This window comes from Nocardioides bigeumensis, from assembly GCF_039531755.1.
In the GTDB taxonomy this organism is placed as follows: Bacteria; Actinomycetota; Actinomycetes; order Propionibacteriales; family Nocardioidaceae; genus Nocardioides; species Nocardioides bigeumensis.
The window spans coordinates 1,004,421-1,028,049 of record NZ_BAAAQQ010000013.1; the positions used below are offsets into that span (position 1 = coordinate 1,004,421).

The 23,629-nt window shown below is 69.9% G+C and carries 18 protein-coding genes and 1 pseudogene; 7 read left to right on the forward strand and 12 right to left on the reverse strand.

Going from position 1 to position 23,629, the window contains the following annotated elements:
* Positions 1–9: 9 nt before the first annotated feature.
* From ABD295_RS19020 to ABD295_RS19030, 3 genes are read right to left on the reverse strand one after another with little or no spacing between them, the layout of a single operon-like run.
* Positions 10–978, reverse strand: a complete 969-nt coding sequence (locus tag ABD295_RS19020) for an electron transfer flavoprotein subunit alpha/FixB family protein (RefSeq protein ID WP_344305387.1) — start codon at positions 976–978, stop codon at positions 10–12.
* Entirely contained in the window at positions 975–1,751 is a 777-nt protein-coding gene (locus tag ABD295_RS19025; RefSeq protein ID WP_344305388.1) for an electron transfer flavoprotein subunit beta/FixA family protein, read from the reverse strand. The genes ABD295_RS19020 and ABD295_RS19025 overlap by 4 nt, the downstream gene beginning before the upstream one ends.
* On the reverse strand, positions 1,748–4,276 hold the full coding sequence (locus ABD295_RS19030) for a GcvT family protein (RefSeq protein ID WP_344305389.1): 2,529 nt from the start codon (positions 4,274–4,276) through the stop codon (positions 1,748–1,750). Before ABD295_RS19030 ends, ABD295_RS19025 begins: the two co-directional genes overlap by 4 nt.
* 178 nt (positions 4,277–4,454) lie before the next feature.
* Here ABD295_RS19030 and ABD295_RS19035 point away from each other — a divergent pair, with 178 nt between their 5' ends.
* The gene (locus ABD295_RS19035) at positions 4,455–5,684 is read left to right on the forward strand and encodes an ATP-binding protein (protein WP_344305390.1); all 1,230 of its coding nucleotides are present in this window, start codon (positions 4,455–4,457) and stop codon (positions 5,682–5,684) included.
* 171 nt (positions 5,685–5,855) lie between these two features.
* On the opposite strand, the gene ABD295_RS19040 is transcribed toward ABD295_RS19035, so the two are convergent.
* From ABD295_RS19040 to ABD295_RS19060, 5 genes are all read right to left on the reverse strand, one after another.
* Positions 5,856–6,845 carry an ABC transporter substrate-binding protein gene (locus ABD295_RS19040; protein ID WP_344305391.1) on the reverse strand — a complete coding sequence of 330 codons (990 nt, stop codon included), beginning with the start codon at positions 6,843–6,845 and terminating at the stop codon, positions 5,856–5,858.
* Positions 6,846–6,936: 91 nt separating this feature from the next.
* A complete protein-coding gene (locus tag ABD295_RS19045) occupies positions 6,937–8,994 on the reverse strand; it encodes an ABC transporter permease (RefSeq protein WP_344305392.1) in 2,058 nt (685 codons plus the stop codon).
* A complete protein-coding gene (locus ABD295_RS19050; protein ID WP_344305393.1) occupies positions 8,991–10,049 on the reverse strand; it encodes a quaternary amine ABC transporter ATP-binding protein in 1,059 nt (352 codons plus the stop codon). The genes ABD295_RS19045 and ABD295_RS19050 overlap by 4 nt, the downstream gene beginning before the upstream one ends.
* Positions 10,046–11,764: a choline dehydrogenase gene (gene betA, locus ABD295_RS19055; protein WP_344305394.1), complete on the reverse strand. Its 1,719-nt coding sequence runs from the start codon at positions 11,762–11,764 to the stop codon at positions 10,046–10,048. Before betA ends, ABD295_RS19050 begins: the two co-directional genes overlap by 4 nt.
* Positions 11,757–13,250 (reverse strand): aldehyde dehydrogenase family protein, encoded by a 1,494-nt coding sequence (locus tag ABD295_RS19060; RefSeq protein ID WP_344305395.1) that lies wholly within the window; start codon positions 13,248–13,250, stop codon positions 11,757–11,759. The genes betA and ABD295_RS19060 overlap by 8 nt, the downstream gene beginning before the upstream one ends.
* Before the next feature lie 192 nt (positions 13,251–13,442).
* Here ABD295_RS19060 and ABD295_RS19065 point away from each other — a divergent pair, with 192 nt between their 5' ends.
* Positions 13,443–14,291 (forward strand): sulfotransferase, encoded by an 849-nt coding sequence (locus ABD295_RS19065; RefSeq protein WP_344305397.1) that lies wholly within the window; start codon positions 13,443–13,445, stop codon positions 14,289–14,291.
* A 70-nt stretch (positions 14,292–14,361) separates the two neighbouring features.
* Here ABD295_RS19065 and ABD295_RS19070 read toward each other — a convergent pair whose 3' ends face one another.
* The 3 genes and pseudogenes from ABD295_RS19070 to ABD295_RS19080 form a co-directional block, all read right to left on the reverse strand.
* Positions 14,362–15,156, reverse strand: a complete 795-nt coding sequence (locus tag ABD295_RS19070) for an IclR family transcriptional regulator (protein ID WP_344305398.1) — start codon at positions 15,154–15,156, stop codon at positions 14,362–14,364.
* Between the two features lie 97 nt (positions 15,157–15,253).
* Positions 15,254–16,162 carry a formyltetrahydrofolate deformylase gene (gene purU / locus ABD295_RS19075; RefSeq protein ID WP_344305399.1) on the reverse strand — a complete coding sequence of 303 codons (909 nt, stop codon included), beginning with the start codon at positions 16,160–16,162 and terminating at the stop codon, positions 15,254–15,256.
* Positions 16,162–17,607, reverse strand: a pseudogene (locus ABD295_RS19080) (trimethylamine methyltransferase family protein); the annotation flags it as partial. The gene purU and the pseudogene ABD295_RS19080, both read right to left, overlap by 1 nt.
* 111 nt (positions 17,608–17,718) lie before the next feature.
* Between ABD295_RS19080 and ABD295_RS19085 the strand changes: the two are divergent.
* From ABD295_RS19085 to ABD295_RS19105, 5 genes are all read left to right on the forward strand, one after another.
* Positions 17,719–18,468, forward strand: a complete 750-nt coding sequence (locus tag ABD295_RS19085; RefSeq protein ID WP_344305400.1) for an IclR family transcriptional regulator — start codon at positions 17,719–17,721, stop codon at positions 18,466–18,468.
* Complete coding sequence (locus ABD295_RS19090; RefSeq protein WP_344305401.1) at positions 18,465–19,130, forward strand: corrinoid protein; 666 nt, start codon at positions 18,465–18,467, stop codon at positions 19,128–19,130. Before ABD295_RS19085 ends, ABD295_RS19090 begins: the two co-directional genes overlap by 4 nt.
* Positions 19,130–20,032 carry a dihydropteroate synthase gene (locus tag ABD295_RS19095; RefSeq protein ID WP_344305402.1) on the forward strand — a complete coding sequence of 301 codons (903 nt, stop codon included), beginning with the start codon at positions 19,130–19,132 and terminating at the stop codon, positions 20,030–20,032. The genes ABD295_RS19090 and ABD295_RS19095 overlap by 1 nt, the downstream gene beginning before the upstream one ends.
* Positions 20,029–22,008 carry an ASKHA domain-containing protein gene (locus ABD295_RS19100; protein ID WP_344305403.1) on the forward strand — a complete coding sequence of 660 codons (1,980 nt, stop codon included), beginning with the start codon at positions 20,029–20,031 and terminating at the stop codon, positions 22,006–22,008. The genes ABD295_RS19095 and ABD295_RS19100 overlap by 4 nt, the downstream gene beginning before the upstream one ends.
* Before the next feature lie 199 nt (positions 22,009–22,207).
* Positions 22,208–22,723, forward strand: coding sequence for a DUF1638 domain-containing protein (locus ABD295_RS19105; RefSeq protein WP_344305404.1), 516 nt, complete (start codon positions 22,208–22,210; stop codon positions 22,721–22,723).
* Here the strand turns inward: ABD295_RS19105 and ABD295_RS19110 are convergent.
* Positions 22,720–23,595 carry a methylenetetrahydrofolate reductase gene (locus ABD295_RS19110; protein ID WP_344305405.1) on the reverse strand — a complete coding sequence of 292 codons (876 nt, stop codon included), beginning with the start codon at positions 23,593–23,595 and terminating at the stop codon, positions 22,720–22,722. The genes ABD295_RS19105 and ABD295_RS19110 overlap by 4 nt on opposite strands.
* Positions 23,596–23,629: the final 34 nt, after the last annotated feature.

The window sequence follows — 23,629 nt, forward strand, 5'->3', positions numbered from 1 at the left end:
GCTCGTCGGTCAGCTCCGGAGCGCCTCGTTGAGCGCGGGCAGCACCTCGTGCATGTCGCCGATGACGGCGTACGTCGCCTTGGTCACCATCGGCGCCTCGGCATCGGTGTTGATCGCCAGGATCACCTTGGAGCTCGAGCAGCCCGCCCAGTGCTGGATCGCCCCGCTGATGCCGCAGGGGATGTAGACCTCCGGCGAGATGCGGGTGCCGGTCTGGCCCACCTGCTCGTGGTGCGGACGCCAGCCGAGGCTGGTGACCACTCGCGAGACACCGACGGTGCCGCCAAGGATCGCGGCGAGCTCGTCGACGTGGGTGAACCCGTCCGCGCCGCCCGCGCCGCGACCGGCGCCGACGACGATGCGCGCCTTCTTCAGGTCGCCGGTCTCCCCGGCCTCCCGAACGGCGGTGCTGCGCACCCGGGCCACCAGGTCGGCGTCCTTGACCTCGACGGACAGCGGCTTGACCGTGCCGGCTCCGGGAGTGTCGGCCGGGGCGGCCTCGACGGCGTGGCCCGCGACCGTGAAGACCGCCGGGCGTTCGTCGAGCTGCATCTCCTCCATCGCCTGACCACCGACCACCTGGCGGGTCACGACGAACGGCGCGAGACCGCCGAAGGACACGACGTTGGCGGCCATCGCGACGCCCTCGCGAGCGGCGACGTGCGCGATCACCTCGGTCTCTAGGGGGCCACCGCCGGACATCACGACGACCGAGCCGGCGGCCGCGCGCGCGGCCTGCACCGCGGCGGCGTACGCCGCGGCGGAGTAGCTCTCGAACGCCTCGCCGGTCGCCTGGTGGATGTCGCGGACGCCGTACGCCGCGAGCGTCGACACCTCGATGTCGCCGACGACCACGGCGTCGATGGCGATGCCGCCGCCGGCTGCGGCCAGCGTTCGGGCGAAGGTGAGGGCCTCGCGAGAGACCTCGGAGACCTCGGTGGTGCCGTCGGTCTCGCGTTCGACATAGACCAGGATCATCGGGAGAACACCCCCAGCTCGGCAAGGACCTTCTTGACGTTGTCGACAGCGGTCGCACCCTCACCCAGGATCTGCACCTGGTTGGGGGTCGGCGGAGGCAGCGTGAGCTTGACACGCTTGGCGCCGCGAGGCGAGGAGGACGCCGGCTGGCGCTCCTCGATGGCGATCTTCTTGGCCTTCATCCGGCCCGACACCGTCGGGTAGCGCGGCTCGACGCCGCCCTCGAGCACCGTCACCACGGCAGGGACCGGGAGCTCGTAGGTGTCGGTGCCCAGCGCACCCTCGGCGGTGACCGTGGCCACGCCGTCGGTCACTTCGACCACGCTCGCACCGGCCACCACGGGGCGGCCGAGGAGGTAGGCCAGCCGGATGCCGACCTGGAAGTCGCCGCTGTCGGCGGCGTCGTTGCCCAGCAGCACGAGGTCGTGCGACCGTCCCTCGGCCTCGTGGGCGCGTACGACGGCGGCGATCTCCTCGGCGACGTCGGACGGGCCGAGGCCCACCGGGTCGGCGACGACGTGGGTCGCGGCGGTGCAGCCGAGCGCCAGTGCGGAACGCAGTTGCTCGGCGGCGTCCTCGGTCCCGATGGTGACGACGCTCGCCTCCCCGCCGGTCGCCACGGCGATCTGCACGGCCAGCTCCAGGGCGCACAGCTCGTGGTTGCTGATCGTGAAGCCGACGAAGCGGCCGTCGACGCCCTGCGCGTCAGGCGTCAGTAGCACCTCGCCGGACGAGTCCGGGACGCGCTTGATCGCGACGAGCACGTTGCTCATGCGCGGATCCGCTCGTTGGCCGGGTCGAACAGGGAGGTGGCGTCGACGGAGCCGACGGTCACGGGGTAGAGCTCCTCCATGTAGGACACCGCGAGCTGGTTGCCGATCGAGGCCTGCTCCGGCGCCAGGTAGGCGAGCAGCACGTGCTTGCCCAGCGACGGCGCGGAGCCCGCGGAGGTGACGTAGGCACCGTGACCGTGGCCATCCACGATCCGCTCGCCCTCGCGGGTCAGGATCGGCTCCCCTCCGAGCATGTAGCGCTTGATGCCCGACTTCGAGGTGTGGTCGTCGACGGTCAACGTGCACAGCACGCTCTGCGGCGCGGACTCGCGCTGCTTGAGGTAGGCCTCCTTGCCGACGAAGTCGGCCGCCTTGACCTTCGGCCGCTGCATGCCGGCCTCGACGATCGAGCGCTCGCCGTCGAGCTCGGCGCCGAAGGCGCGGTAGCCCTTCTCGATGCGACCGGTGGTGCCGTAGACGCCGATGCCGACGGGGACGGCGCCATGCGGTGCGCCGGCCTCGTGCAGCACCTTCCAGAGACGGGCACCCTGCTCGATCGGGACGTAGAGCTCCCAGCCCAGCTCGCCGACGTAGGAGATCCGCGAGGCGAGGACGGGCAGCGCGTCCATCTCGATGGTGCGGCAGGAGCCGAAGCCGAAGCCCTCGTTCGACACGTCGTCGTCGGTGAGCGAGGCGACGATGTCGCGGGCCCGGGGCCCCCAGATGCCGATCGTGGTGTACGCCGACGTCAGGTCGGTCACCACCGCGCCACCTGAGCCCGCGGCAGTGCGGGCGGCGATGTCGGAGAACCACTTCCTGTCGACCATGCCGTGCGCACCGCCGGTGACCACACGGAAGTGGTCCTTGCCGAGGCGCATGACGGTGAGGTCGGAGACGAACCCGCCCTGCGCGTCGAGGACCGGGGTGTAGATGACCTTGCCGACGGCGACGTCGCACTGCGAGACGCACGCGGTCTGCACGGCGTCGAGGGCGCCGGCGCCCTGCACGTCGAAGATCGCGAACGCGGAGAGGTCGACGATGCCGGCGGCGTCGCGCATCTTGAGGTGCTCGGCGTTGATGATCGGCGACCACCAGCGCGCGTCCCACTCGTGCTCGCGGGGCATGACGGCGTCGCCGTACTCCTCCAGCAGGCCCTTGTTGGACTCGTACCAGAACGGGCGCTCCCAGCCGGCGGCCTCGAAGAACACCGCGCCCTGCTCGACCTGCTGCGCGTGCATCGGCGCGAGGCGCTGGTTGCGGTTGGACTCGTACTGCTCGGCCGGGTGGACGATGCCGTAGGTCTTGATGAACGCCTCGCTGGTGCGGGCCTTCACGTGGGCGCGGGTCTTCTGGTGGTCGTGGAAGCGCGCCGCGTCGGAGTGCGAGATGTCGATCTCGGAGTAGCCGTGGGTCATCTTCTCGGCGACGGCGCGGGCGGTGCCCGGGCCCTCCTTGATCCAGACGGCGGCGGCGGACCACAGACCCTTGACCTCGGGGAGCTCGCCGAGGATCGGCAGCCCGTCGGGGGTCAGCGAGAGCAGGCCGTTGATCGCGTAGCGGATCTCGGCACCCTCGGCGCCGAGCAGGTCGGGCATCAGCTCGAAGGCCTGCTCCAGCTGCGGGTCGAAGTCGGCCTCGGTGAAGGGCAGCTCGGTGGGCGAGAGCTTGGACTGCTCGATCGAGGGGATGTCCTCGGGGTCGTGCAGGATCGCCCGGTGCGCGTAGGAGCCGACCTCCATGTCGGCGCCGTGCTGGCGCTCGTAGCAGAGGGTGTCCATGTCCCGCACGATCGGGAAGGTGATCTCGCCCTCGGTCTCCGCCAGCTGGGGGCACGGACCGACGGAGATCATCTGGTGCACCGCCGGGGTGAGTGGGATGTGGGCGCCGGCCATCTTGGCGATCTTGGGGCTCCACACGCCGCAGGCGATGACGACGTGCTCGGCCTCGATGTCGCCCTTGTCGGTGCGCACCCGCGCGATGCGCCCGTCCTCGACGTCGAGGCCCTCGACCTCGACGTTGGGGACGACGGTGAGCGCACCGGCCTCCATGGCCCGCTCGCGCATGATCGTGCCGGCGCGCAGCGAGTCGACGACGCCGACGGTCGGGCACCAGAAGGCGCCGACGATCTGGTCCTTCTCGAGGAAGGGGACCTTCTCGACGACGAAGTCGGGGTCCACCAGGTGCGCCTCGATGCCCCACGACTTGGCGCTGGACATGCGGCGACGCAGCTCCTCCATGCGCTCCTCGGTGCGGGCCACCTCGAAGCCGCCGCTCTGGGTGAAGACGCCCATCTCCTTGTACTGCGCGACGGAGTCGGCGGTGAGGTGGGTGTTCTCCCGGGAGTGGTCCACCGGGAAGATGAAGTTGGACGCGTGCCCGGTGGAGCCGCCGGGGTTGGGCAGCGGGCCCTTGTCGATCTGCACGATGTCGCGCCAGCCGAGCTTGGACAGGTGGTAGACCAGCCCGTTGCCGACGATGCCCGCGCCGATCACGACGACCTTCGCCGAGGTGGGGACCTCCGCCATGGTGCAGCTCCGTTCTTTCAAGCACTCTGTTGCGTCATGTGCAACGTGTTGCGTAGTATGAAACTTCACGGACCAGTTTGCGCCATCCGCGCCGCACCGTCAAGCGCTCTATACGTGGTTATACGTGGCCGTGGGTATAACAAAGTATGTCGCGACGATCCGACGAGGAGGTGAGACCGTGACGAGCACCGCGTCCGGCGCCCGAGTGCCCCTGCCGAACCCCTACACGCCGGGGCAGGTGCCGCGCTTCCTCGCCGGCCGGCGCGAGGAGCTCGGACGGATCCGCGACCAGGTCGGCAGGGTCGCGACGTACGGCGAGACCGGCGGCCCGCTGCTCGTCTTCCACGCCCCCCGAGGGCTCGGGAAGACCTCGCTGCTGCGGGCCGCGCAGCGCGAGACCGCCGAGCTGGGCGTCGTCTCGGTGTGGGTCTCGTGCGTGCGCGGGACCCCCGTGCTGCCCGAGCTCGTGGCCGGGGTCGCCCGCAGCCTGGAGCGCGCCGAGGTCACCGCCGGTGCCACGTCCGGGGCGGAGGGCACGCGCTGGCGGGCCCGCCTCGACCGCATCGGTGTCGAGCTGGGCGTGGTCGGGCTGGCCGGCGTGCGCGTGTCCGCCGACCTGCGCGACGACGAGCCCCAGGACCCCTCACCGACGGCGCCGGTGACCGCGTTGGAGGACCTCCTGCACGACGCGGCCACGCTCGTACGCCGCCGCGGCGGCGCGGGCCTCCTCGTCCTGGTCGACGAGCTGCACGCCGCGCAGCGCGGCGAGCTGTCGCTGCTGCTCAACGCCCTGCAGAACCTCGACGGCCAGCGCGAGGACAACCCCCTGGCCGTGGTCACCGCCGGACTGCCCGTCACCCCCGAGGCGATCACCCGCGCAGCGACGTTCGGCGAGCGCTCCGCCTTCGTCGCGCTCGACCTGCTGGCCGACGCCGACGCCCGCGCAGCCGTCACGGGACCGGCCGACGCGCTCGGCGTCTCCTGGACCGTTCCCGCGCTCGACGCCGTCGTCGCCGAGTCGGGCGGCTACCCCTACTTCCTCCAGCTCCTGGGCAGCGCCGCGTGGGCGGCGGCCGCTCCGGCCGCGGGCGAGCGCATCGGCCTCGCCGACGTCCGCGCCGGCGTCCCGGCCGCCCAGGGCCAGATCACCGCCATGTACCGCGCCCGCTGGGGCTCGGCCACCCCCGGCGAGCAGGCCTTCCTCGCCGCCATGGCCGCCTCGGTGCCCGACGAGGGCAACGTCTCGCGCGCCCAGATCGCCGCCGCGCTGGGCCAGGACTCCCGCGCGATCTCGGTCCCGCGGGAGCGGCTCATCGACAAGGGCGTGATCGAGCCGGTCGGCCACGGGCTGGTGCGGTTCACCCTGCCTGGGTTCGCGGCGTTCGTACGCCGGCGCGGCGAGCCGTGAGCGCGGCCACAACCGTTCAATTGTCTGGTTGTTGCCCCTCCGGACGCCGAATCAGGGCCATAACCCAACAATTGAACGGTTGTGGCGCTCGTGGCTCGCTGCCAATGGCGCGGACCGGCGCCGGCTCCGAGGAGCCGACGCCGGTCCGGCGTGCTGTTCGGTGCTAGCGACTCACTGCAGCCAGGCGTCGACCTTGTCGCCGTTCTCGTCGATCCACTTCTGCGCAGCCTCCTCAGGCGACATCCCGTCGGCGGCGATGTAGCCCGCGACGACGTTCTGGTCCTCGTTGGTCCAGGTGAAGTTCTGCACCAGGGCCACTGCGGTGGAGTCGGACTCCGACCACTCCGTGCCGACGATCTTCTTCAGCTCGGTCTCGGGGTAGTCGCAGGCGACGGTGGCGGGGTCGTCCTGGCAGCCTTCCGTGTACGGCGGGAGCGCGACGCGCTGCATCGCGACCTCGGCGTTGAAGTACTGCGGCTCGTACCAGTAGCCGATGACCCACTCCTTGTTCTCCTCGGCCTTGCGGAACGCCTCGATCGAGGCGGCCTCCGACCCGGAGAAGACGACCTGGAAGTCCAGGTCGAGGTTGCTCACGATCGACTCGTCGAACTGGACGTACGACGGGTCGGCGCCGAGGAACTGGCCCTTGCCGCCGGACTCCGAGGTCGCGAACTCCGAGGCGTACTTGTTGAGGTTCTCCCAGTCGAGGATGTCCGGGTGCTCCTCGGCGAGCCACGGCGGGACGAACCAGCCGATGATGCCGACGTTGCCCTGCGGCCCGAAGTCGGTGGCGGTGCCGTCGCCCTCCTCGGCGAAGAACTTCTTCTCGAGGTCGGGGTGACCCCAGTCCTCGATGACGACGTCGACCTCGCCGGTGCCGAAGCCCTGCCAGGAGACGTCCTCCTTCAGCTCCTTGTAGTTGACCGTGCAGCCAAGCTCGGCCTTGGCGACCTCGCCGACGACGTAGGCGCTGGCCTCGTAGCCGACCCACGGGTTGACGGCCATGTTGAGGTCGCCGCACTCACCGCCGGCGTCGCCTGCTGCGTCCTCGTTGGCCTCGGTCTGGTCGTCGATCGAGCCCCCGCCACAGGCGGAGAGCACAAGGGTGGCGATGGCGGCGACTGCCCCCAGTCGCGCACCCCGGGTGCGGGCAGTTCTCATGGTGCGTGTCTCCTCATTCTCGGGTGTGCAATCACTTGGTGGCTTGTCGGTGGCTCGTGGAGAGCCGGTTCGGGAGCGGCCGGGTCGTCCGTCACCTGGGAGGACCGATGGGCAGGCGGATGTTGAACGCCCGCCGGGTCGTCGGACCGTCGTCGCGGCGTACGTCGGCGGCAGCGCGGGTGATCCGGTCGAGCATCACGCCGAGCAGCACGATGGTGATGCCGGCCGCGAGGCCCTTGCCCCAGGCCTCGCTGCGGGAGAAGCCGTAGACGACGTCGTAGCCGAGGGCGCCGGCGCCCACCAGGCCGCCGATGACGGTCATGGCGAGGACGTAGAGGAGGCCCTGGTTGGTGGCCAGCACCAAGGAGCCCTTGGCCATCGGCAGCTGGACCTTGGTGATCTCCTGCCAGGTGGTCTGACCGGTGGAGCGTCCCGCCTCGATGGTGGTCGGGGAGACGGCCTTGACGCCGTCGGCCACCAGCTTGATGGCGGCGGGGGCGGCGTACACGATGCCCGCGGTGATCGCGGTGAACCGCGAGGGGCCGAAGAGCGCGAGGACCGGGATCAGGTAGACGAACGGCGGGATCGTCTGACCGGCGTCCAGCAACGGCCGGATGCCGAGGTCGACGCGTCTGTCGCGGGCCATCCAGACCCCGAACACCAGTGCCAGGATCATGACCAGGACGGTCGCGACCAGCGTCATGTTGAGGGTCTTCATCGCGTCGTTCCACAGGTCGAAGTACCACATACCGGCCAGGCAGACGATCGTGCTGACGAGCGCGCGCACACCGCCGAAGACGAAGGCGAGGGCGGCGATGGCGATGAACGAGAGCCACCAGGGGGAGTCGGCGAGCAGCGCCTGCGTGCGGTTCAGGAACTGGTTGGTGATGAGGTCCTTGATCCACTCGGTCGCGCCGCCGAAGGTGTCGGTGAACCAGTCGACGCCGTCGCTCACGCCGCTCGCGACCTTGTCGCCGATGGTGTACGTCGGGAACTCCGCCAGGCTGACGTAGGTGCGGGAGAGGTAGATGCACACGAGCGCCACGACGGCGCCGCCGATGATCATCGCGCGACGGACGCGGACGTTGCCGCCGCCGCCGCGCGCGACCTTCTCGGCCCGCTCGCTGGCCGCCGTGGTCGTGCGGTCCAGCATGATCGCCATCACCACGATGAGGGCGCCGGGGACGAACGCCGTGCCCACGTCGTTGATGCGCAGTCCCGCGAGGACGGGCTTGCCGAGGCCGGGGCCGTTCACGAACGCCGCGAGGGTCGCCATCGAGAGCGCGGCCAGCGTGGTCTGGTTGAGGCCGACGATGATCGTCTTGCGGGCCATCGGGATCTGCACCTTGACCAGCCGCTGCCAGTAGGTCTGGCCGGCCGAGTCGGTCGCCTCGATGGTCGTCGTCGACACCTCGCGGATGCCGAAGCCCGCGATCCTGATGAGGGGCGGCAGCGCGTAGATCAGCGTCGACACCACCGCCGCGCTGGGGCCGATGCCGAAGAAGAGCACGATCGGCAGCAGGTAGACGAACGTCGGCATCGTCTGCATGAAGTCGAGGACCGGCGTGACGATCGCGTTGGCCCGCTTGTTGGTGCCGATCAGCACGCCGAGCGGGAGACCGATGACCACGGCGATGACCACCGAGATGCCGGTGATGATCAACAGGTCGAGGGAGTCCTGCCAGTAGCCGAAGACTCCGAAGGAGAGGAAGGAGCCCAGCACCAGCAGGGCGATGCGCCAGTTGGCGACCACGAGGCCGACGTACGTCGCGAGGGCGGTGACGCCCAGCCAGCCGATCTCCGGAACCGGCCTCGGGAAGCTCGGCAGCACGACCATCTTCTGCAGCCACTCGACCGCGCCGCGCAGGGCGTCGGCGATCGAGTTGGTGAACTGCATGACCGGGTTGGTGGCGCGCCCGGCGAGCAGGTCGTTCTGGAACTCGGTGAGCCGGTCGTGCAGGTCGGTGCGGGCCGTGCCGGGCAGCGCGAGGGTGTCGTTGCCCTTGGTGAGGGTCCACACGATGATCCAGACCGCCACGACCGCGGCCGCCGGGATCCACCGGCTGAGGCTCTGCCGCTCCGGGACCGGAGGCGCGGCGCCCGGTTCGACCGGCTTCGGGGCGGTGGGGGCCGGGGCGGTGGTGGTCACGACTCTTCCTCGGCCACGACGACGCGCATGATGTCGTCCTCGTCGATGACGCCGACCATCTTGTCGCCGTCCATCACCCGGATCGGGTGCTCCGAGGCGATCGCCGCGCGCGCGGCCTGCCGGACGATCGTGGTGATCGGCAGTGCGGGGCCTTCGAGCGACTCGCCCGGCCGCGGCTCGCGCATCACCCACTTCAGCGTGAGCACGTGCGACTTCGGCACCTCGGACACGAAGTCCTTGACGTAGTCGTCGGCCGGCCGGGCGACGACCTCGTCGGGCGAGCCGATCTGGACGATCGCGCCGTCGCGCATGATGAGGATGCGGTCGCCGAGCTTGAGGGCCTCGGCGAGGTCGTGGGTGATGAAGACCATCGTCTTGCCGAGCTCGCGGTGCAGCCGGATGACCTCGTTCTGCATGTCGCGCCGGATCAGTGGGTCGAGCGCCGAGAACGGCTCGTCGAAGAGCAGCATCTCGGGGTCGCCGGCAAGGGCCCGGGCCAGGCCGACGCGCTGCTGCATGCCGCCCGACAGCTGGTCGGGGTAGGACTTCTCGTAGCCCTTGAGGCCCACCAGCTCGACGATCTCCGAGGCCTTCTCACGGCGGTCCTTCTTGCTCACGCCGCGGACCTCGAGGCCGTAGGCCACGTTGTCGATGACCTGCCGGTGCGGCAGCAGGCCGAAGTGCTGGAAGACCATCGACACCTGGTGGCGGCGGATCTCGCGCAGCTTGCTCTCCGACGCGGCGGTGATGTCCTCGCCGTTGAGGGTCACCGTGCCCGACGTCGGCTCGATCAACCGCGTCAGGAGGCGCACCAGCGTCGACTTGCCCGAGCCCGACAGGCCCATGACGACGAAGACCTCGCCCGGAGCCACGTCGAACGACACGTCCTTGACGCCGACCACGTTGCCGGTCTTGGCCTTGAGCTCGGCGCGCGAGAGGTCGGCGTCCGGGGTGCCGATGATCTGGTCGGACCTGGGCCCGAAGATCTTCCACAGCGAGTCGACCTTGAGGGCGGAGTCGGTCGTGGGGGAGTCGGTCACGAGGGTGTCGGTCATGAGGAGGCCTCCTGGTGATGGTCACCGACCGCGTCGGCGGCCCACAGGGGCATGCCGGCGCCGTGCTTGTAGTAGGGCACCGTCGCGGCGGGCAGCGGCGTGTTGCCGAGGATCAGATCAGCGGCCTTCTCGGCCACCATCATCACCGGAGCGTAGATGTTGCCGTTGGTCACGTAGGGGAAGACCGAGGCGTCGACCACCCGCAGCCCCTCCACTCCGTGCACCTTCATGGTGAGCGGGTCGGTGACCGAGCCCTCCGTGGTGCCCATCTTGGCTGTGCACGACGGGTGCAGCGCCGTCTCGGCGTCCTCGCGGACCCAGTCGAGGATCTCCTCGTCGGTCTCGACCGACGGGCCGGGTGAGAGCTCGCCGTCGTTGTACGGCGCGAAGGCCGGCTGGTTGAGGATGTCGCGAGCCGTGCGGATCGCCTCCACCCACTCCTTGCGGTCCGTCGGCGTCGACAGGTAGTTGAAGACCATGCTCGGGTGCATCCGCGGGTCGGTGCTCTTGATCTTGATGTGGCCACGGGTGTCGGCGTACATCGGGCCGACGTGCACCTGGTAGCCGTGGCCCTCGGTCGGCGACGAGCCGTCATACCTGATCGCGATCGGCAGGAAGTGGAACATCAGGTTGGGCCAGGTCACCTCGTCGTTGCTGCGGCAGAAGCCACCGCCCTCGAAGTGGTTGGTGGCGCCGAGCCCCTTGTGGCGGAACAGCCAGTCGAAGGCGATCTGCGGGCGCCGGTGCCAGGCCAGGCCGGGCGCGATGGAGACTGGCTGCTTGGAGGCGTACTGGATGTAGACCTCGAGGTGGTCCTGCAGGTTGGCGCCGACTCCCTTGAGGTCGTGCACGACGGGGATGCCGAGGGGCCGCAGGAGGTCGGCGTCACCGACCCCGGAGAGCTGCATCAGCTGCGGCGTCGCGATCGCTCCCCCGCAGAGGATCACCTCGCCGGCCCGCACCGAGCGGCGTACGCCGCCGTGCCGGTAGTCCACGCCCACCGCCCGCTTGCCCTGGAAGCGGATGCCGGTGACGAAGGCGAGCGTCTCGACCTTGAGGTTGGAGCGGCGCATGATCGGGTGGAGGTAGGCGCGGGCCGCGGAGTAGCGCCGGCCGTTGCGGATGTTGCGGTCGAACCGCCCGAAGCCCTCCTGCCGGTAGCCGTTGACGTCGTCGGTCAGCGGATAGCCCGCCTCCTCGCAGGCCTTGAAGAAGGCGTCGAAGAGCGGGTTCTCGGCCGGGCCACGCTCGAGCACCAGAGGTCCGTCGCCGCCGCGCCAGGCATCGGGCGCCGGGCGCCCGTCGTCGTCGAGGCGGGTCTCCATCCGCTTGAAGTAGGGCAGGCAGTGCCGGAAGTCCCAGGTCTCCATGCCGTCGTCGGCGGCCCAGCGCTCGTAGTCCATCGGGTTGCCCCGCTGGAAGATCATCCCGTTGATGGAGCTGCTGCCGCCGAGCACCTTGCCGCGGGCGTGCACGATGCGGCGGCCCTTCATGTACGGCTCGGGGTCGGTCTTGTAACGCCAGTCGTAGAGCGGGTTGCCGATCGAGAAGGGGAGCGCGGCAGGCATGTGCACCAGCGGGTCGATGATGTAGTCGGAGCGTCCGGCCTCGAGCACCAGCACCGACGTACCGGGAGCGGCGCTCAACCGGTTGGCGATCGCCGACCCGGCCGAGCCGCCGCCGATGATCACGTAGTCGTAGGCCCGCTCAGCCATGGGCAGCACCGTTCTCCTCGTTGGCGTCGTCGTCACCGTCGGCCGAGGAGGAGCCGAACCACTCGGACGGCGCGGGCTTCAGGTTGCGCCAGATGTGCTTGGTCTCGCGGTACTCCTCGAGACCGGCCGCGCCGAGCTCGCGGCCGATGCCGGACTGCTTGTAGCCGCCCCACTCCGCCTGCGCGACGTAGGGGTGGTAGTCGTTGATCCACACCGTGCCCATCCGCATCCGGCGGGCGACCCGCTCCCCCTTCGACTCGTCGGAGGTCCACACGGCTCCCGCGAGGCCGTAGACGGAGTCGTTGGCCAGCCGGACCGCCTCCTCCTCGTCGCGGAAGGTCTCGATCGTGACGACCGGGCCGAAGGACTCCTCCTGGACGCACCGCATCGTGGTGTCGCAGTCGTCGAGGACGGTCGGCGGGAAGAAGTAGCCGTCGGCGAGGTCGCCCTCCGTGGCCCGGGCACCACCCACCAGCAGGCGGGCCCCCTCGGCGACCGCCATGTCGACGTACGCCGTCACCTTGTCGAGGTGCGCCTCGGAGATCAGCGCCCCGGTCTCCGCGTCGGCGTCGAACGGGCCGCCGAGGCGGATGGCCGCGGCGCGCTTCACGATCTCGGCGACCAGCTCGTCGTGCAGGCTCTCCTCGACCAGGAGCCGCGCCCCCGCGGAGCAGACCTGGCCGGAGTGGAGGAAGACGGCGGTCAGCGCGTTGTCGAGAGCCGCCTCACGGTCGGCGTCGGCGAAGACGATGTTGGGGTTCTTGCCGCCGAGCTCGAGGGCGATCTTCTTCACCGTCGCGGCGGAGTTGACCATCAGCCGCTTGCCGGTCTCGACACCGCCGGTGAAGGAGACCAGGTCGACGCGCGGGTCCGTGGAGAGCGGGGCACCCGCGTCGGCGCCGGCGCCGAGGACGAGGTTGGCGACGCCGGCCGGCACGCCGGCCTCCTCCAGCAGTCGCATCAGGTGGATCGCGGTGTGCGGGGTCAGCTCGCTCGGCTTGAGCACGAAGGTGTTGCCGGCGACCAGGCAGGGCGCGACCTTCCAGGCCACCTGCAGGAGCGGGTAGTTCCACGGCGTGATCAGCGCGCAGACGCCGATCGGCTCGTGCACGACCCGCGACTCCACGTCGTCACGACCCACGTCGACGCTGCGCTCGGACTCGCTGCGGGCCGACTCGCCGTAGTGGCGGAAGACGCTGGTGACGTCGTCGACGTCGTACTCGCCCTCGGCCAGGCGCTTGCCGGTGTCGAGGCTCTCCATGCGGGCGATGTCAGCCTTGTCGCGCTGCAGCAGGTCGGCGACCTTCAGCAGGACGTCGGCCCGCTCGGCGGTGGGGAGGTGCGGCCACGGTCCTTCGTCGAAGGCCTCACGTGCCGCCGCGATGGCTGCCTCGGTGTCAGCGGCGCTCGCCTCGTCGACGGTGCCGACGAGCGAGCCGTCTGCTGGGCAGCGGATCTCGCGGGTCCCGCCGGCCCGAGCCCTCACCCAGGAACCACCGATGTACAGCGACGACACTCGAACCCTCACCTCGGTTCCGTCTCAGCCTCAACCTAACCGGATTTGTTGCACATCAAGCAACCCGATGCTCCTGTCGCAACGCTCAACGCCTGAGCATGTGCCCTGGGCCACACCGAGTCAAGGCTCACCCTCCTCCAAGAATGTTGCGATGATGCAACGGTGCCGCCTGTCTTCGCGTTCGGTCTCGGCTGCCAGAAGGGCGGTACGTCGTGGCTGCACGCGTATCTCGCCGCCTCGCCGTCCTGCGACCCCGGGTTCCGCAAGGAGTATCACGTCTTCGATGGTCTGGACCTCCCGTCGGAGGCCTGGATGCGAGGCCGTGTCCTGCGTCGAGCGGCCTCAGCCGTTGAGGCGCTCCAAGAAGGGCGTCCCGCCAACGTCGACGCACTGCGGCAGGCCTCCTTCTACGCCGACCAGGAGACGTACTTCGACTACTTCGCCTCGCTCCTGGCCAGGCCAGGAGTGGACCTCACGGGCGACATCACCCCGTCGTACGCCCTGCTCTCGGCCGAGCGCTTGAGGTCCGTGGGCGCCGGCTTCGCCGAGCGCGGCATCGCCACGGTGCCGATCTTCCTCATGCGCGACCCGGTCGAGCGCATCTGGTCGATGGTGCGGATGAACCAGCAGCGTCGCCCCGACGACTTCCCCGGCCCGACCGAGGAGTGGGTGCGCCGGCTCTACACCCAGGACGACCACGCGCTGCGCACCCGCTACGACCTCACCCTCGCCGCGCTCTCCGAGTCGTTCCCGGCCGGGGATCCGTGGTTCGCGTTCTACGAGCGGCTCTTCGACCGCGACGTGCTCGCTGATCTCTGCGCGAGACTGGGCATCTCCTTCCACGAGCCCGAGCTGGGCCAGGTCGTCAACGCCTCCCCGAAGGGCTCGCCGCTGCCTGACGACCTCGTCGCCGAGATGGCCGCGCACTTCAGGTGCGTGTACGACACCGTCGCGGCCCGCTTCCCCGACGTCGACCTCGAGCACCTCTGGCCCAGCGCGAGACACCTGTGAGGGACCGCAAGCACCGACAGCAGCGCGCTCGCGAGGTTGGTTTGCCTGAGACGTCAGCCCGAGGGCTGTCTCAGCGATGTCCCCAGCCGAGGCGGTGGGAGACCTCGACGGCGGCCTCGACCAGCAGGTCGATCACCCGGGGCAGCCGCTCCTCGTCGAGGCGGAAGGTGGGACCGCTGACGCTCATCGAGGCGATCACGTCGCCGTGCGCGTTGCGGATCGGCGCCGCGACCGCGGTCAGGCCGACCTCCAGCTCGTCGACCGCGAGTGCGTAGCCGGTCTCCCGCACCTTCTCGAGCTCCTTGCGCAGCTCGCCCTTCTTGGTGATCGTCAGCGTGGTGTAGGCCGGCAGCGCGCCGAGGACGCGCGTCTGCTCCTCGGGCTCCAGCCAGCTGAGGAGCACCTTGCCGTTGCTGGTGGCGTGCAGCGGGATGTGCTGGCCGACCCAGTTGTGCGACTGGAGGGCGCTCGAGCCGGCGACCTGGTCGAGGTAGAGCGCCGAGTGGTCGGCGAGCACGGCGATGTTGACGGTCTCGTTGGTGTCGGCCGCGAGCTTGCGGCAGATCGACCGGGCCTCCTGCACCACGTCGAGGCGGGCCGTCGTCGCACCTGCCAGCCGCAGCAGCCCGACGCCGAGGCGGTACTTGCCGCGGTCCTCGGTCTGCTCGACGAGCCCGTGCCCCTCCAGGGTGGCGACCAACCGGAACGCAGTCGACTTGTGCACGTCGAGCCGTTGCGCCAGCTCGGTCACGCCCAGCTCACCGCTGCGGGCCAGCGTCTCCAGGATGCTCAGCGCCCGATCGACCGACTGGACCGCCCCGGCACCGTGGGAGCCGTTCGTCGCGCCGCCGGACCCGTTGCTCATGACGCAACCGTAGACCTCATGACGCAACGTGTCACCACGGGTCTGCTCCGTTGGTCGACCAGCGAGCGAAGCGAGCGGATAGTCGGGACCACTCGTCTCAGGTGAAGACCACAGTCCGGTGCCCGTTCATCAGCACCCGCGACTCGGCGTGCCAGCGCAGTGCACGCGAGAGCACCTGCGCCTCGACGTCGCGACCGGCCGCGACCAGCTGGTCCTGCTGGAGCCGGTGGTCGACCCGGAGCACGTCCTGCTCGATGATCGGGCCCTCGTCGAGGTCGGCGGTGACGTAGTGCGCGGTCGCGCCGATCAGCTTGACCCCGCGCTCGAAGGCCTGGTGGTAGGGCTTGGCGCCCTTGAAGCTCGGCAGGAAGGAGTGGTGGATGTTGATGATCCGCCCCGACCATCGTGTGCACAGGTCGTCGCTGAGGATCTGCATGTAGCGCGCCAGCACGATGAGATGGACGGCGTGCTCGTCGGCGAGCTCGGAGAGCTGGCGCTCGGCGGAGGCCTTCGTGGACGCGGTGACCGGGATGTGGTGGAAGGGCAGCTCGTAGATGTCGGCCAGGCGCTTGGCGTCCTGATGGTTGGACACGATCGCCGGGATCTCGATGTTGAGCGACCCAGTGGACCACCGGAAGAGCAGGTCGTTGAGGCAGTGCAGGTGCTGGGAGACCATGAGCAGGGTGCGGTAGGGGACGCCGGTGTCCCACAGCTCCCACTCCATCCCGAACTTCTCGGCCACCGCGACGAAGTCCTGGCGCAGCGCGACGGGGTCGAGCAGCCCGGACGTGGCCTCGAACCGCACCCTCATGAAGAAGCGGCGCGTCTGCAGGTCGTCGAAGTGCTGGCTCTCCACGATGTTGGCCGAGTGGCGCACCAGGAAGCCCGAGACCTCGTGGACGATGCCCGGGCGGTCGTCGCAGATGACCGTCAGCACGCACTCCCGCGCGGAGCCGCTCGTGCCACCGCCGTGCGGGTCACTGGGGCTGGCGAGCTCGTCAGGCATCAGTCACCCAGCTCGGCGCGGCGGCGGGTGACGTACTCGTCGAGCTCGGCGGCGATCGCGTCGTCGAGCGGCGGCGGCTCGTAGGCCTCGAGCTTGTCCTGGTAGATCTTCGTGGCGCGCGCCGCGGTGTCGAGACCACCGTTGCGGTTCCAGCGCTCGTAGTTCTCCGACGACGAGAGCAGCGGCCGGTAGAAGCAGGTCCGGAACCGCTCCATGGTGTGCATGGCGCCCAGGAAGTGCCCGCCGTGGCCGACCTCCTCGTGGGCGTCGAAGGCCATGGAGGCCTCGTCGATCTCCATCGGCGTGAACTCGTGCTGCAGCATCTGGAGCAGCTCGATGTCGACGATGAACTTCTCGAAACCGGCCACCAGGCCACCCTCGAGCCAGCCCGCGGAGTGCATCACCCAGTTGGCTCCGGCGAGGAACGTCGGCATCATCGTCATCAGCGCCTCGTAGCCGGCCTGGGCGTCGGGGACCTGCGAGGACGTCAGGCCGCCGCCGGTGCGGAACGGCAGGCCGAAGTGGCGGGCGATCTGACCGGTGCACAGCAGGCCGATGCCGGACTCCGGCGTGCCGAACGTCGGCGAGCCCGACTGCATGTCGATGTTGGACAGGAACGAGCCGAACACCGTCGGCGAGCCCGGCCGGATCAGCTGGGAGAGGGCGATGCCCGAGAGCGCCTCGGTGATCTGCTGCACGAGCGCGGCCGGGATGGTCACCGGCGACATCGCGCCCATGAGGATGAACGGGGTGAGCACGACGGCCTGGTTGGCCGCGGAGTACTCGAACTGCGCCTCGAGCATGCGGTCGTCCCAGCGCAGCGGCGAGTTGCAGTTGATCAGCGAGATCGTGGCCGGGGTCTCCTCGATGGCCTCGCGGGAACCGAAGAGGATCGACGACATCGCGATGGTGTCGGCAGCGTTGACGCCGGACACGACGTTGCCCATGTAGATCTTGTCGGTGAGCGTCTGCAGCGCCCGGATCATGTCGAGGTGCCGCGAGTCGAGCGGGGTGTCGTTGGGCTCGCAGACCACGCCGCCGGCGGAGTCGAGCACGGGGAACGACTGCGCGAGCTTGGCGAAGCGCTGGAAGTCGTCGAAGGTAGCGTCGCGGCGTACCTCCCCCTCGCGCACGAACGGCGGGCCGTAGACCGCGCTGAAGGCCATCGCGTCGCCGCCGATGTGCACGTTGTTCTCGGGGTTGCGGGCCTGGATGTCGAACTCGCGCGGCGCCTTGGCGACCTGCTCGAGCACGAAGTCGGGGTCGAGGAAGACCTTGTTGTCCTCGACCTTCTGGCCGTTCTTGCGGAACAGGTCGAGCGCACGGTCGTCCATGAACTCGACGCCGATCTCGGTGATGAGCCGGCGCCAGCCCTTGTCCAGCGTGGCCATCGCGTCCTCGGAGAGGATCTCGTAGCGGGGCATCTTGTTGCGGAACATCAGGGCTTCTCTCTCTCGCGCACTTGACCCTGTTCGATATCGGGCCTCATGATGTGGAACGACAGTTCCGTATCATGGAACGGTACGCTCGATCAGGTCAAGCAAGGTAGGTCACAGGTGAGCACGACGGGTGGAACGCAGGCGGTCGACCGGGCCGCCCTCCTCGTCGCGACCGTAGTCCGCGCCGACGAACCGGTCTCCTTCGCGGTCCTGGCCGAGGAGTGCGCGCTGCCCAAGTCGACGACGTCCCGCCTGCTCACCGCCCTCGAGCGCACCGAGCTGGTCGAGCGGGTCGAGACCGGCAGCTACGTCGCCGGCCGGCTCTTCGACCAGTACGCCGCCCGGCACGACCCCTGGGGCGACCTGACCCACCTGGCCCGCACCGTGCTCGAGACCCTCGGTGACGAGACCGGCGAGACCGTCAACCTCGGCGTCCCCCGCGGCGACCGGGTCCTGCACGTCGCGCAGGTCGACTCCCGCTTCCTGCTAGGGACGCAGGACTGGACCCAGGTCGACGTACCCCCGCACTCCTCCGCACTGGGCAAGGTCCTCTACGCCTTCGGCGCGCTGGAGGTGCCGCGGGTCCTGTCCGCGGTGACCGCGCACACCGAGACCGACGCCGCCCGGTTCGAGGAGGTGCTGGCCATGGTGCGTCGCCGCGGCTACGCCACCACCGTCGACGAGCTCGAGGTCGGCCTCACCGGGATCGCCGCTCCCGTGCGCGACCGGGCGGGGCGGGTCATCGCCGCTCTCGGCGTCTCCGGCCCCACCGCCCGCCTGGAGGAGCGCCTCGCTCCGATGGGCCGGCTGCTCATCACCCAGTCCGACAAACTCTCCACACTCTTAGGGAAGGCAGGAGCAGCATGAACGAGCAGGAGATCCTCCAAGGTCTTTACGACGAGACGTTGCTGGGCAACGCCCCGCGCGTCCTCGAGCTGACCCACGAGGCGCTCGCGTTGAACATGGAGCCCCAGAGCCTGCTCTTCGACGCGCTCATCCCTTCCCTCGAGGAGGTCGGCGCCCGCTTCGAGCGCGGCGACTTCTTCGTGCCCGAGATGCTCATCGCCGGTCGCGCGATGGCCGGCGCGATGGAGGTGCTCCGCCCGCTGCTCGCCGAGACCGGCGTCGAGACCGTCGGCAAGTTCCTCATGGGCACGGTCAAGGGCGACGTCCACGACATCGGCAAGAACCTCGTCAACATCATGCTCGAGGGCGCCGGCTTCGAGGTCATCGACCTCGGCGTGCAGGTCGCTCCCGAGAAGTTCGTCGCCGCGATCGAGGAGCACCAGCCCGACATCGTCGGCTTCTCGGCCTTCCTCACCACGACGATGCCGATGTTCAAGGCCAACATCAACTCGCTCCAGAAGGCCGGTCTGCGCGACCAGGTCATCGTGATGGTGGGCGGCGCCCCCGTCACCCAGGAGTACGCCGACGCCGTGGGCGCCGACGGGTACGCCGCCGACGCGTCGGCCTGCGTCAAGCGCGCCAAGGACCTGCTCTTCCAGAAGCGCTCCCTGGTGAACGCCTGATGGCCGCGTCTTCGGCGGTCGAGCCTGTCGAGACCCTCGAGACGGTCATCCGCTCCGAGACGAAGGAGGTCGTGATCGGCCACAACCGGCCCTTCACGGTCATCGGTGAGCGGATCAACCCCACCGGCCGCCGGATCTTCCAGGAGGCGCTGCGCGCCGGCGACCTGTCGGCGATCGAGAAGGACGTCAAGGCGCAGGTCGAGGGCGGCGCCGACGTCCTCGACTGCAACATGGGCGTGCCGCTGACCGACGAGGCCGAGCTGCTGGCCAAGGCGATCACCATGATCCAGGAGCTCACCGACCTGCCGATCTGCATCGACTCCTCCGTCGTGGAGGCGCTCGAGGCAGGCCTGTCGGTCTACAAGGGCCGCGCGCTGGTCAACTCGATCACCGCCGAGGACGACCGGATGGAGGCGATCCTCCCGCTGGTCAAGAAGTACGACGCCGCGGTGATCGCCCTGCCCAACGACCACGACGAGATCCCCATGGAGGCCGAGAAGCGCCTCCGCCTGGTCCAGAAGATCGTCGACGTGGCGACCAAGGAGTACGGCATCGCGATGGCCGACATCGTGATCGACCCGCTGGCCATGCCGATCGGCGCGGACACCTCGACCTCGCTGGTCACCCTGGAGTGCATGCGGGCCATCCGCGACACCTGGGGCCTGAACATGACGTGCGGCGCGTCCAACGTGTCGTTCGGCATGCCCGGCCGGCACGCCCTCAACGCGACGTACCTCCCGATCGCCATGGCAAACGGCCTGACCAGCGCGATCATGGACGCCCGCACCCCCGAGGTCGTCGAGGCGGTGCGCGCCGCCGACCTGATCCTGAACAACGACGACTGGGGCACGAACTGGATCGCGCGGCACCGGGCGAAGACGGCGGTCGCAGCGAGCTCGTGACCGACGACCTCCGCCGCGAAGGACTCATCGCCCCGGCCCCGGCGGCCCCGGGGTCCGAGGGAGCGGACGGCGCCGACCAGCTCGGCAGTCCGGCTCGCGTCGACCTGACGTTCTCTGTCGCGGGTGCGCCCGCGCCGCGGAGCATCCGCGTGCCACCGGGTGTCACCGTCTTCGACTCCGCGTCGTGGAACGGCATCGCCATCGACTCCACCTGCGGAGGCCACGGCACCTGCCACAAGTGCAAGATCCAGATCGACAACGTGGTCGGCTCCATCAATGGGCAGCGCCACGAGATCCCGGTGAGCCGGCACGACGCCAAGACCTTCACGCCCGACCAGCTCGCGGCGGGTTGGCGGCTGGCCTGCCTGGTCTCCGCGACGCGCGACCTCACCGTCGACGTGCCCCCGCTCACCACCCGGCCCAAGGCCGCCACCGTGGGCGTGGGTCGGCAGGTGATCCTGCGGCCGGGCCTGCAGAAGCGGTACGTCGAGCTCGCCGAGCCCACCCTGGCCGACCAGCGCACCGACCTGGTGCGGCTGCTCGACGCCATCGACGACCTCGAGCTCACCGTCGACCTGGCCGTGCTGCGCACCTTGCCGACCGTGCTGCGTCGCGACGACTTCAAGGTGACCGCCGTCATCAGCGACGAGGCGCTCATCGACGTCGAGGTCGGCGACACCTCCAAGATCCGCTACGCCATCGCCTACGACCTCGGCACCACCACCGTCGTGGCCACCCTGCTCGACCTCGAGACGGGCACGCCCGTCGCCGTCTCGTCGATGCTCAACAAGCAGCAGCCGTTCGGCGGCGACGTCATCACCCGCATCTCCGCCACGATGATGGACCCTGAGGCGCTGCCGCGCCTGCAGGAGGCCGCCGCCGCGACGCTGCGCGAGCTGGCGGCGGAGGTGTGCGCCGAGGGCGGCGTCGACCCCGGCCACGTCTACGAGGTCGCGATCGCCGGCAACGCCACGATGACCGCGCTGCTGCTGGGCATCGACCCCGAGCCGATCGGGGTGGCGCCGTTCGTCATGTCGACGGCCACGTTCCCGCCCGTGCCCGCCACGGAGCTCGGACTCGAGGTGCACCCGGGCGCGCGCGCGTTCCTGTTCCCCTCGCTCGGAGCGTACGTCGGCGGCGACATCGTCGCCGGCATGCTCGCCAGCGGCATCGACCGTGACAAGCGGACGCGGCTCTTCATCGACGTCGGCACCAACTGTGAGATCGTGCTCACCGACGGCGACCGCATCGTCTCCACGGCCGCGCCCGCCGGGCCCGCCTTCGAGGGCGGTGCGATCCGCTGCGGCATGCGGGCGGCCGACGGGGCCATCGAGGTCATCCGGCTGAGTGCCACGGACCTGCCCGACGGCGCCGAACCCGTGACCCTGCAGGTGATCGGCGACGTCGAGCCCAAGGGCCTGTGCGGCTCCGGCCTGGTCGATGCCGTCGCCGAGCTGGTCAAGGTCGGCGTCCTCGACTCCTCGGGCCGCTTCATCCCCGAGGAGCAGGCCAAGGAGGTCGCCCCGGCGTTGGCCGACCGGCTCACCCGGATCGGCGAGGAGCGCGTCTTCGTCCTCTATCGCCCCACGCCCGACGCGGAGCCCGGCGACTGCGTCGTGCTCTCGCAGCGCGACGTGCGCGAGCTGCAGTTCGCCAAGGCCGCGATCTCGACCGGGTGGTCGTTGCTGCTCACCGAGCTCGGCCTGGAGGCCGGTGACGTCCAGCAGGTGCTGCTGGCCGGGTCCTTCGGCTCCTACCTCTCCCCCGCCTCAGCCGTCCGGATCGGTCTGGTCCCCTCACTCCCGGTGCTGCGGATCGTCTCGGCCGGCAACGTCGCCGGCGAGGGCGCCAAGATGGCGCTCCTGTCGGTGCGTGAGCGGGCCGGGGCCATCGCCCTGCTCGAGGAGGTGACCTATGTCGAGCTCTCCGACCGGGCCGACTTCAACGACCGCTTCGTCGAGCAGCTCGCCTTCTGAGGCTGGGGAGCCAGCCCTCGAGTGGATCGCCGCCTCCCCGGTGGTCGAGGAGGTCGCGCAGCGACCGTCGGTTCCTGAGGAACCGAGGGACGAGGCGTCTCGAAGGGCACCAGACCCGGCGCGCAGCAGGACCGCGCTGGTCGCCTGCGGCGCGCTCGCCCAGCCGGCCGCGGAGATCGCGGCCCGGCGAGGCTGGTCGATGGACGTGCATCCGCTGCCGCCGCTGCTGCACAACCAGCCCCAGCTGATCGCCGACGAGGTACGCCGCCTGGTCGCCGAGCTGGGCGGCCGCGAACCGGCGTACGACAAGATCGCGATCGGGTACGCCGACTGCGGCACGTACGGCGCGCTCGACGCGGTCTGCGCCGAGCTCGGCCTCGAGCGGCTGCCGGGGCTGCACTGCTACGACGTCTTCGCCGGGCCCGACCGGCTGGCCAGGTTCTTCGAGGACCAGCCGGGGACCTACGTCTTCACCGACTTCCTGGTGCGGTCCTTCCACCGCACGGTCGTGCGTGAGCTTGGCCTGGACCGCTGGCCGGAGCTGCGGGAGGACTACTTCAAGAGCTACACGCGCGTGGTCTGGCTGGCCCAGGAGCCCGACGACGAGCTGCACGCCCTCGCCGAGCGGGCCGCGGAGATCCTCGGCCTCCCGCTGACCGTCGTCGACACGGGTCACGCCGGGCTCGAGAGAGCCCTGGCCGACCTCGTCAGCTAGCGGTCCTGCAGGCGCTTGATCAGGTCCTGGCGCCAGGTCTCGGTCTCGGCGACCTGGTTGAAGGTGTAGAGGTGCAGTCCCTCGACGAGCGCCTCGGGGTCGCCGAGGGTCGGGGCGCACTTGGCGAGGAAGCTCTCGCCGGTGAAGCCGCCGGGTGCGACCAGGCGGGTCATGAGCCCTTTCTGCTTGGACAGGAACCGCGTGGAGTCGCCGACGCCGATCTTGGTGGCCATGTTGAGCAGCTTGGCGCGGTCGATGGGGCCGGGCAGGCCGAGGTAGAGAGGCATGGTGATGCCGCGCAGGCGCAACCGGTGCAGCCAGTCCTTGATCAGGCCGGCGTCGAAGGTGAGATTGGAGATGACGTGGGTGGCGTGCTTGCGCTTGTCCCACATCGACTGCACGGTCAGGTCGTCGTGGATGGTCGGGTGCGACTCGGGATAGCCGGTGACGCCGACCTGCTCGAACGGCGAGCCGAGCGCGGTCAGGTCCTCGAGCAGGTCGAGGGCCTCCTTGTAGTCGCCGGCGGGAGAGGCGTCGCCGCCCGGCACGAAGATCTTGGTGATACCGGATTCCTTCAGTCGCGCGACGATCTCGCTGAGCTCGCTGCGGCCCGTGACCATCCGCGCGGCGATGTGCGGGATCGCGGTGTAGCCCTCGGCAGTGAACCGCTCGGCGAGGGTGAACGTCTCGTCCAGCGGCTTGGACGGCGACGCGGTCACGGTGACGGTGACGTCCTTGGGGACCGACGCGAGGACCTTCTCCTCGACCGTCTTGGTGGGCAGCACCTCGTAGCGTGCGGCGTCGAGCAGGCGCAGCGCCGTGACGGCGTCCTTCTTGCGGCCGAAGGGCTGGCGGATCAACGTGTTGCGCATCGTGCACCTTGTTTCGTCATACGCACCGGACAGG

Excerpts from the sequence above, each read along its gene's own strand:
- ABD295_RS19020 (WP_344305387.1), bottom strand. The coding sequence starts at position 978 with ATGATCCTGGTCTATGTCGAACGCGAGACCGACGGCACCACCGAGGTC.
- ABD295_RS19025 (WP_344305388.1), bottom strand. The coding sequence starts at position 1,751 with ATGAGCAACGTGCTCGTCGCGATCAAGCGCGTCCCGGACTCGTCCGGC.
- ABD295_RS19030 (WP_344305389.1), bottom strand. The coding sequence starts at position 4,276 with ATGGCGGAGGTCCCCACCTCGGCGAAGGTCGTCGTGATCGGCGCGGGC.
- ABD295_RS19040 (WP_344305391.1), bottom strand. The coding sequence starts at position 6,845 with ATGAGAACTGCCCGCACCCGGGGTGCGCGACTGGGGGCAGTCGCCGCC.
- ABD295_RS19050 (WP_344305393.1), bottom strand. The coding sequence starts at position 10,049 with ATGACCGACACCCTCGTGACCGACTCCCCCACGACCGACTCCGCCCTC.
- betA (WP_344305394.1), bottom strand. The coding sequence starts at position 11,764 with ATGGCTGAGCGGGCCTACGACTACGTGATCATCGGCGGCGGCTCGGCC.
- ABD295_RS19070 (WP_344305398.1), bottom strand. The coding sequence starts at position 15,156 with ATGAGCAACGGGTCCGGCGGCGCGACGAACGGCTCCCACGGTGCCGGG.
- purU (WP_344305399.1), bottom strand. The coding sequence starts at position 16,162 with ATGCCTGACGAGCTCGCCAGCCCCAGTGACCCGCACGGCGGTGGCACG.
- ABD295_RS19090 (WP_344305401.1), top strand. The coding sequence starts at position 18,465 with ATGAACGAGCAGGAGATCCTCCAAGGTCTTTACGACGAGACGTTGCTG.
- ABD295_RS19095 (WP_344305402.1), top strand. The coding sequence starts at position 19,130 with ATGGCCGCGTCTTCGGCGGTCGAGCCTGTCGAGACCCTCGAGACGGTC.
- ABD295_RS19105 (WP_344305404.1), top strand. The coding sequence starts at position 22,208 with ATGGACGTGCATCCGCTGCCGCCGCTGCTGCACAACCAGCCCCAGCTG.
- ABD295_RS19110 (WP_344305405.1), bottom strand. The coding sequence starts at position 23,595 with ATGCGCAACACGTTGATCCGCCAGCCCTTCGGCCGCAAGAAGGACGCC.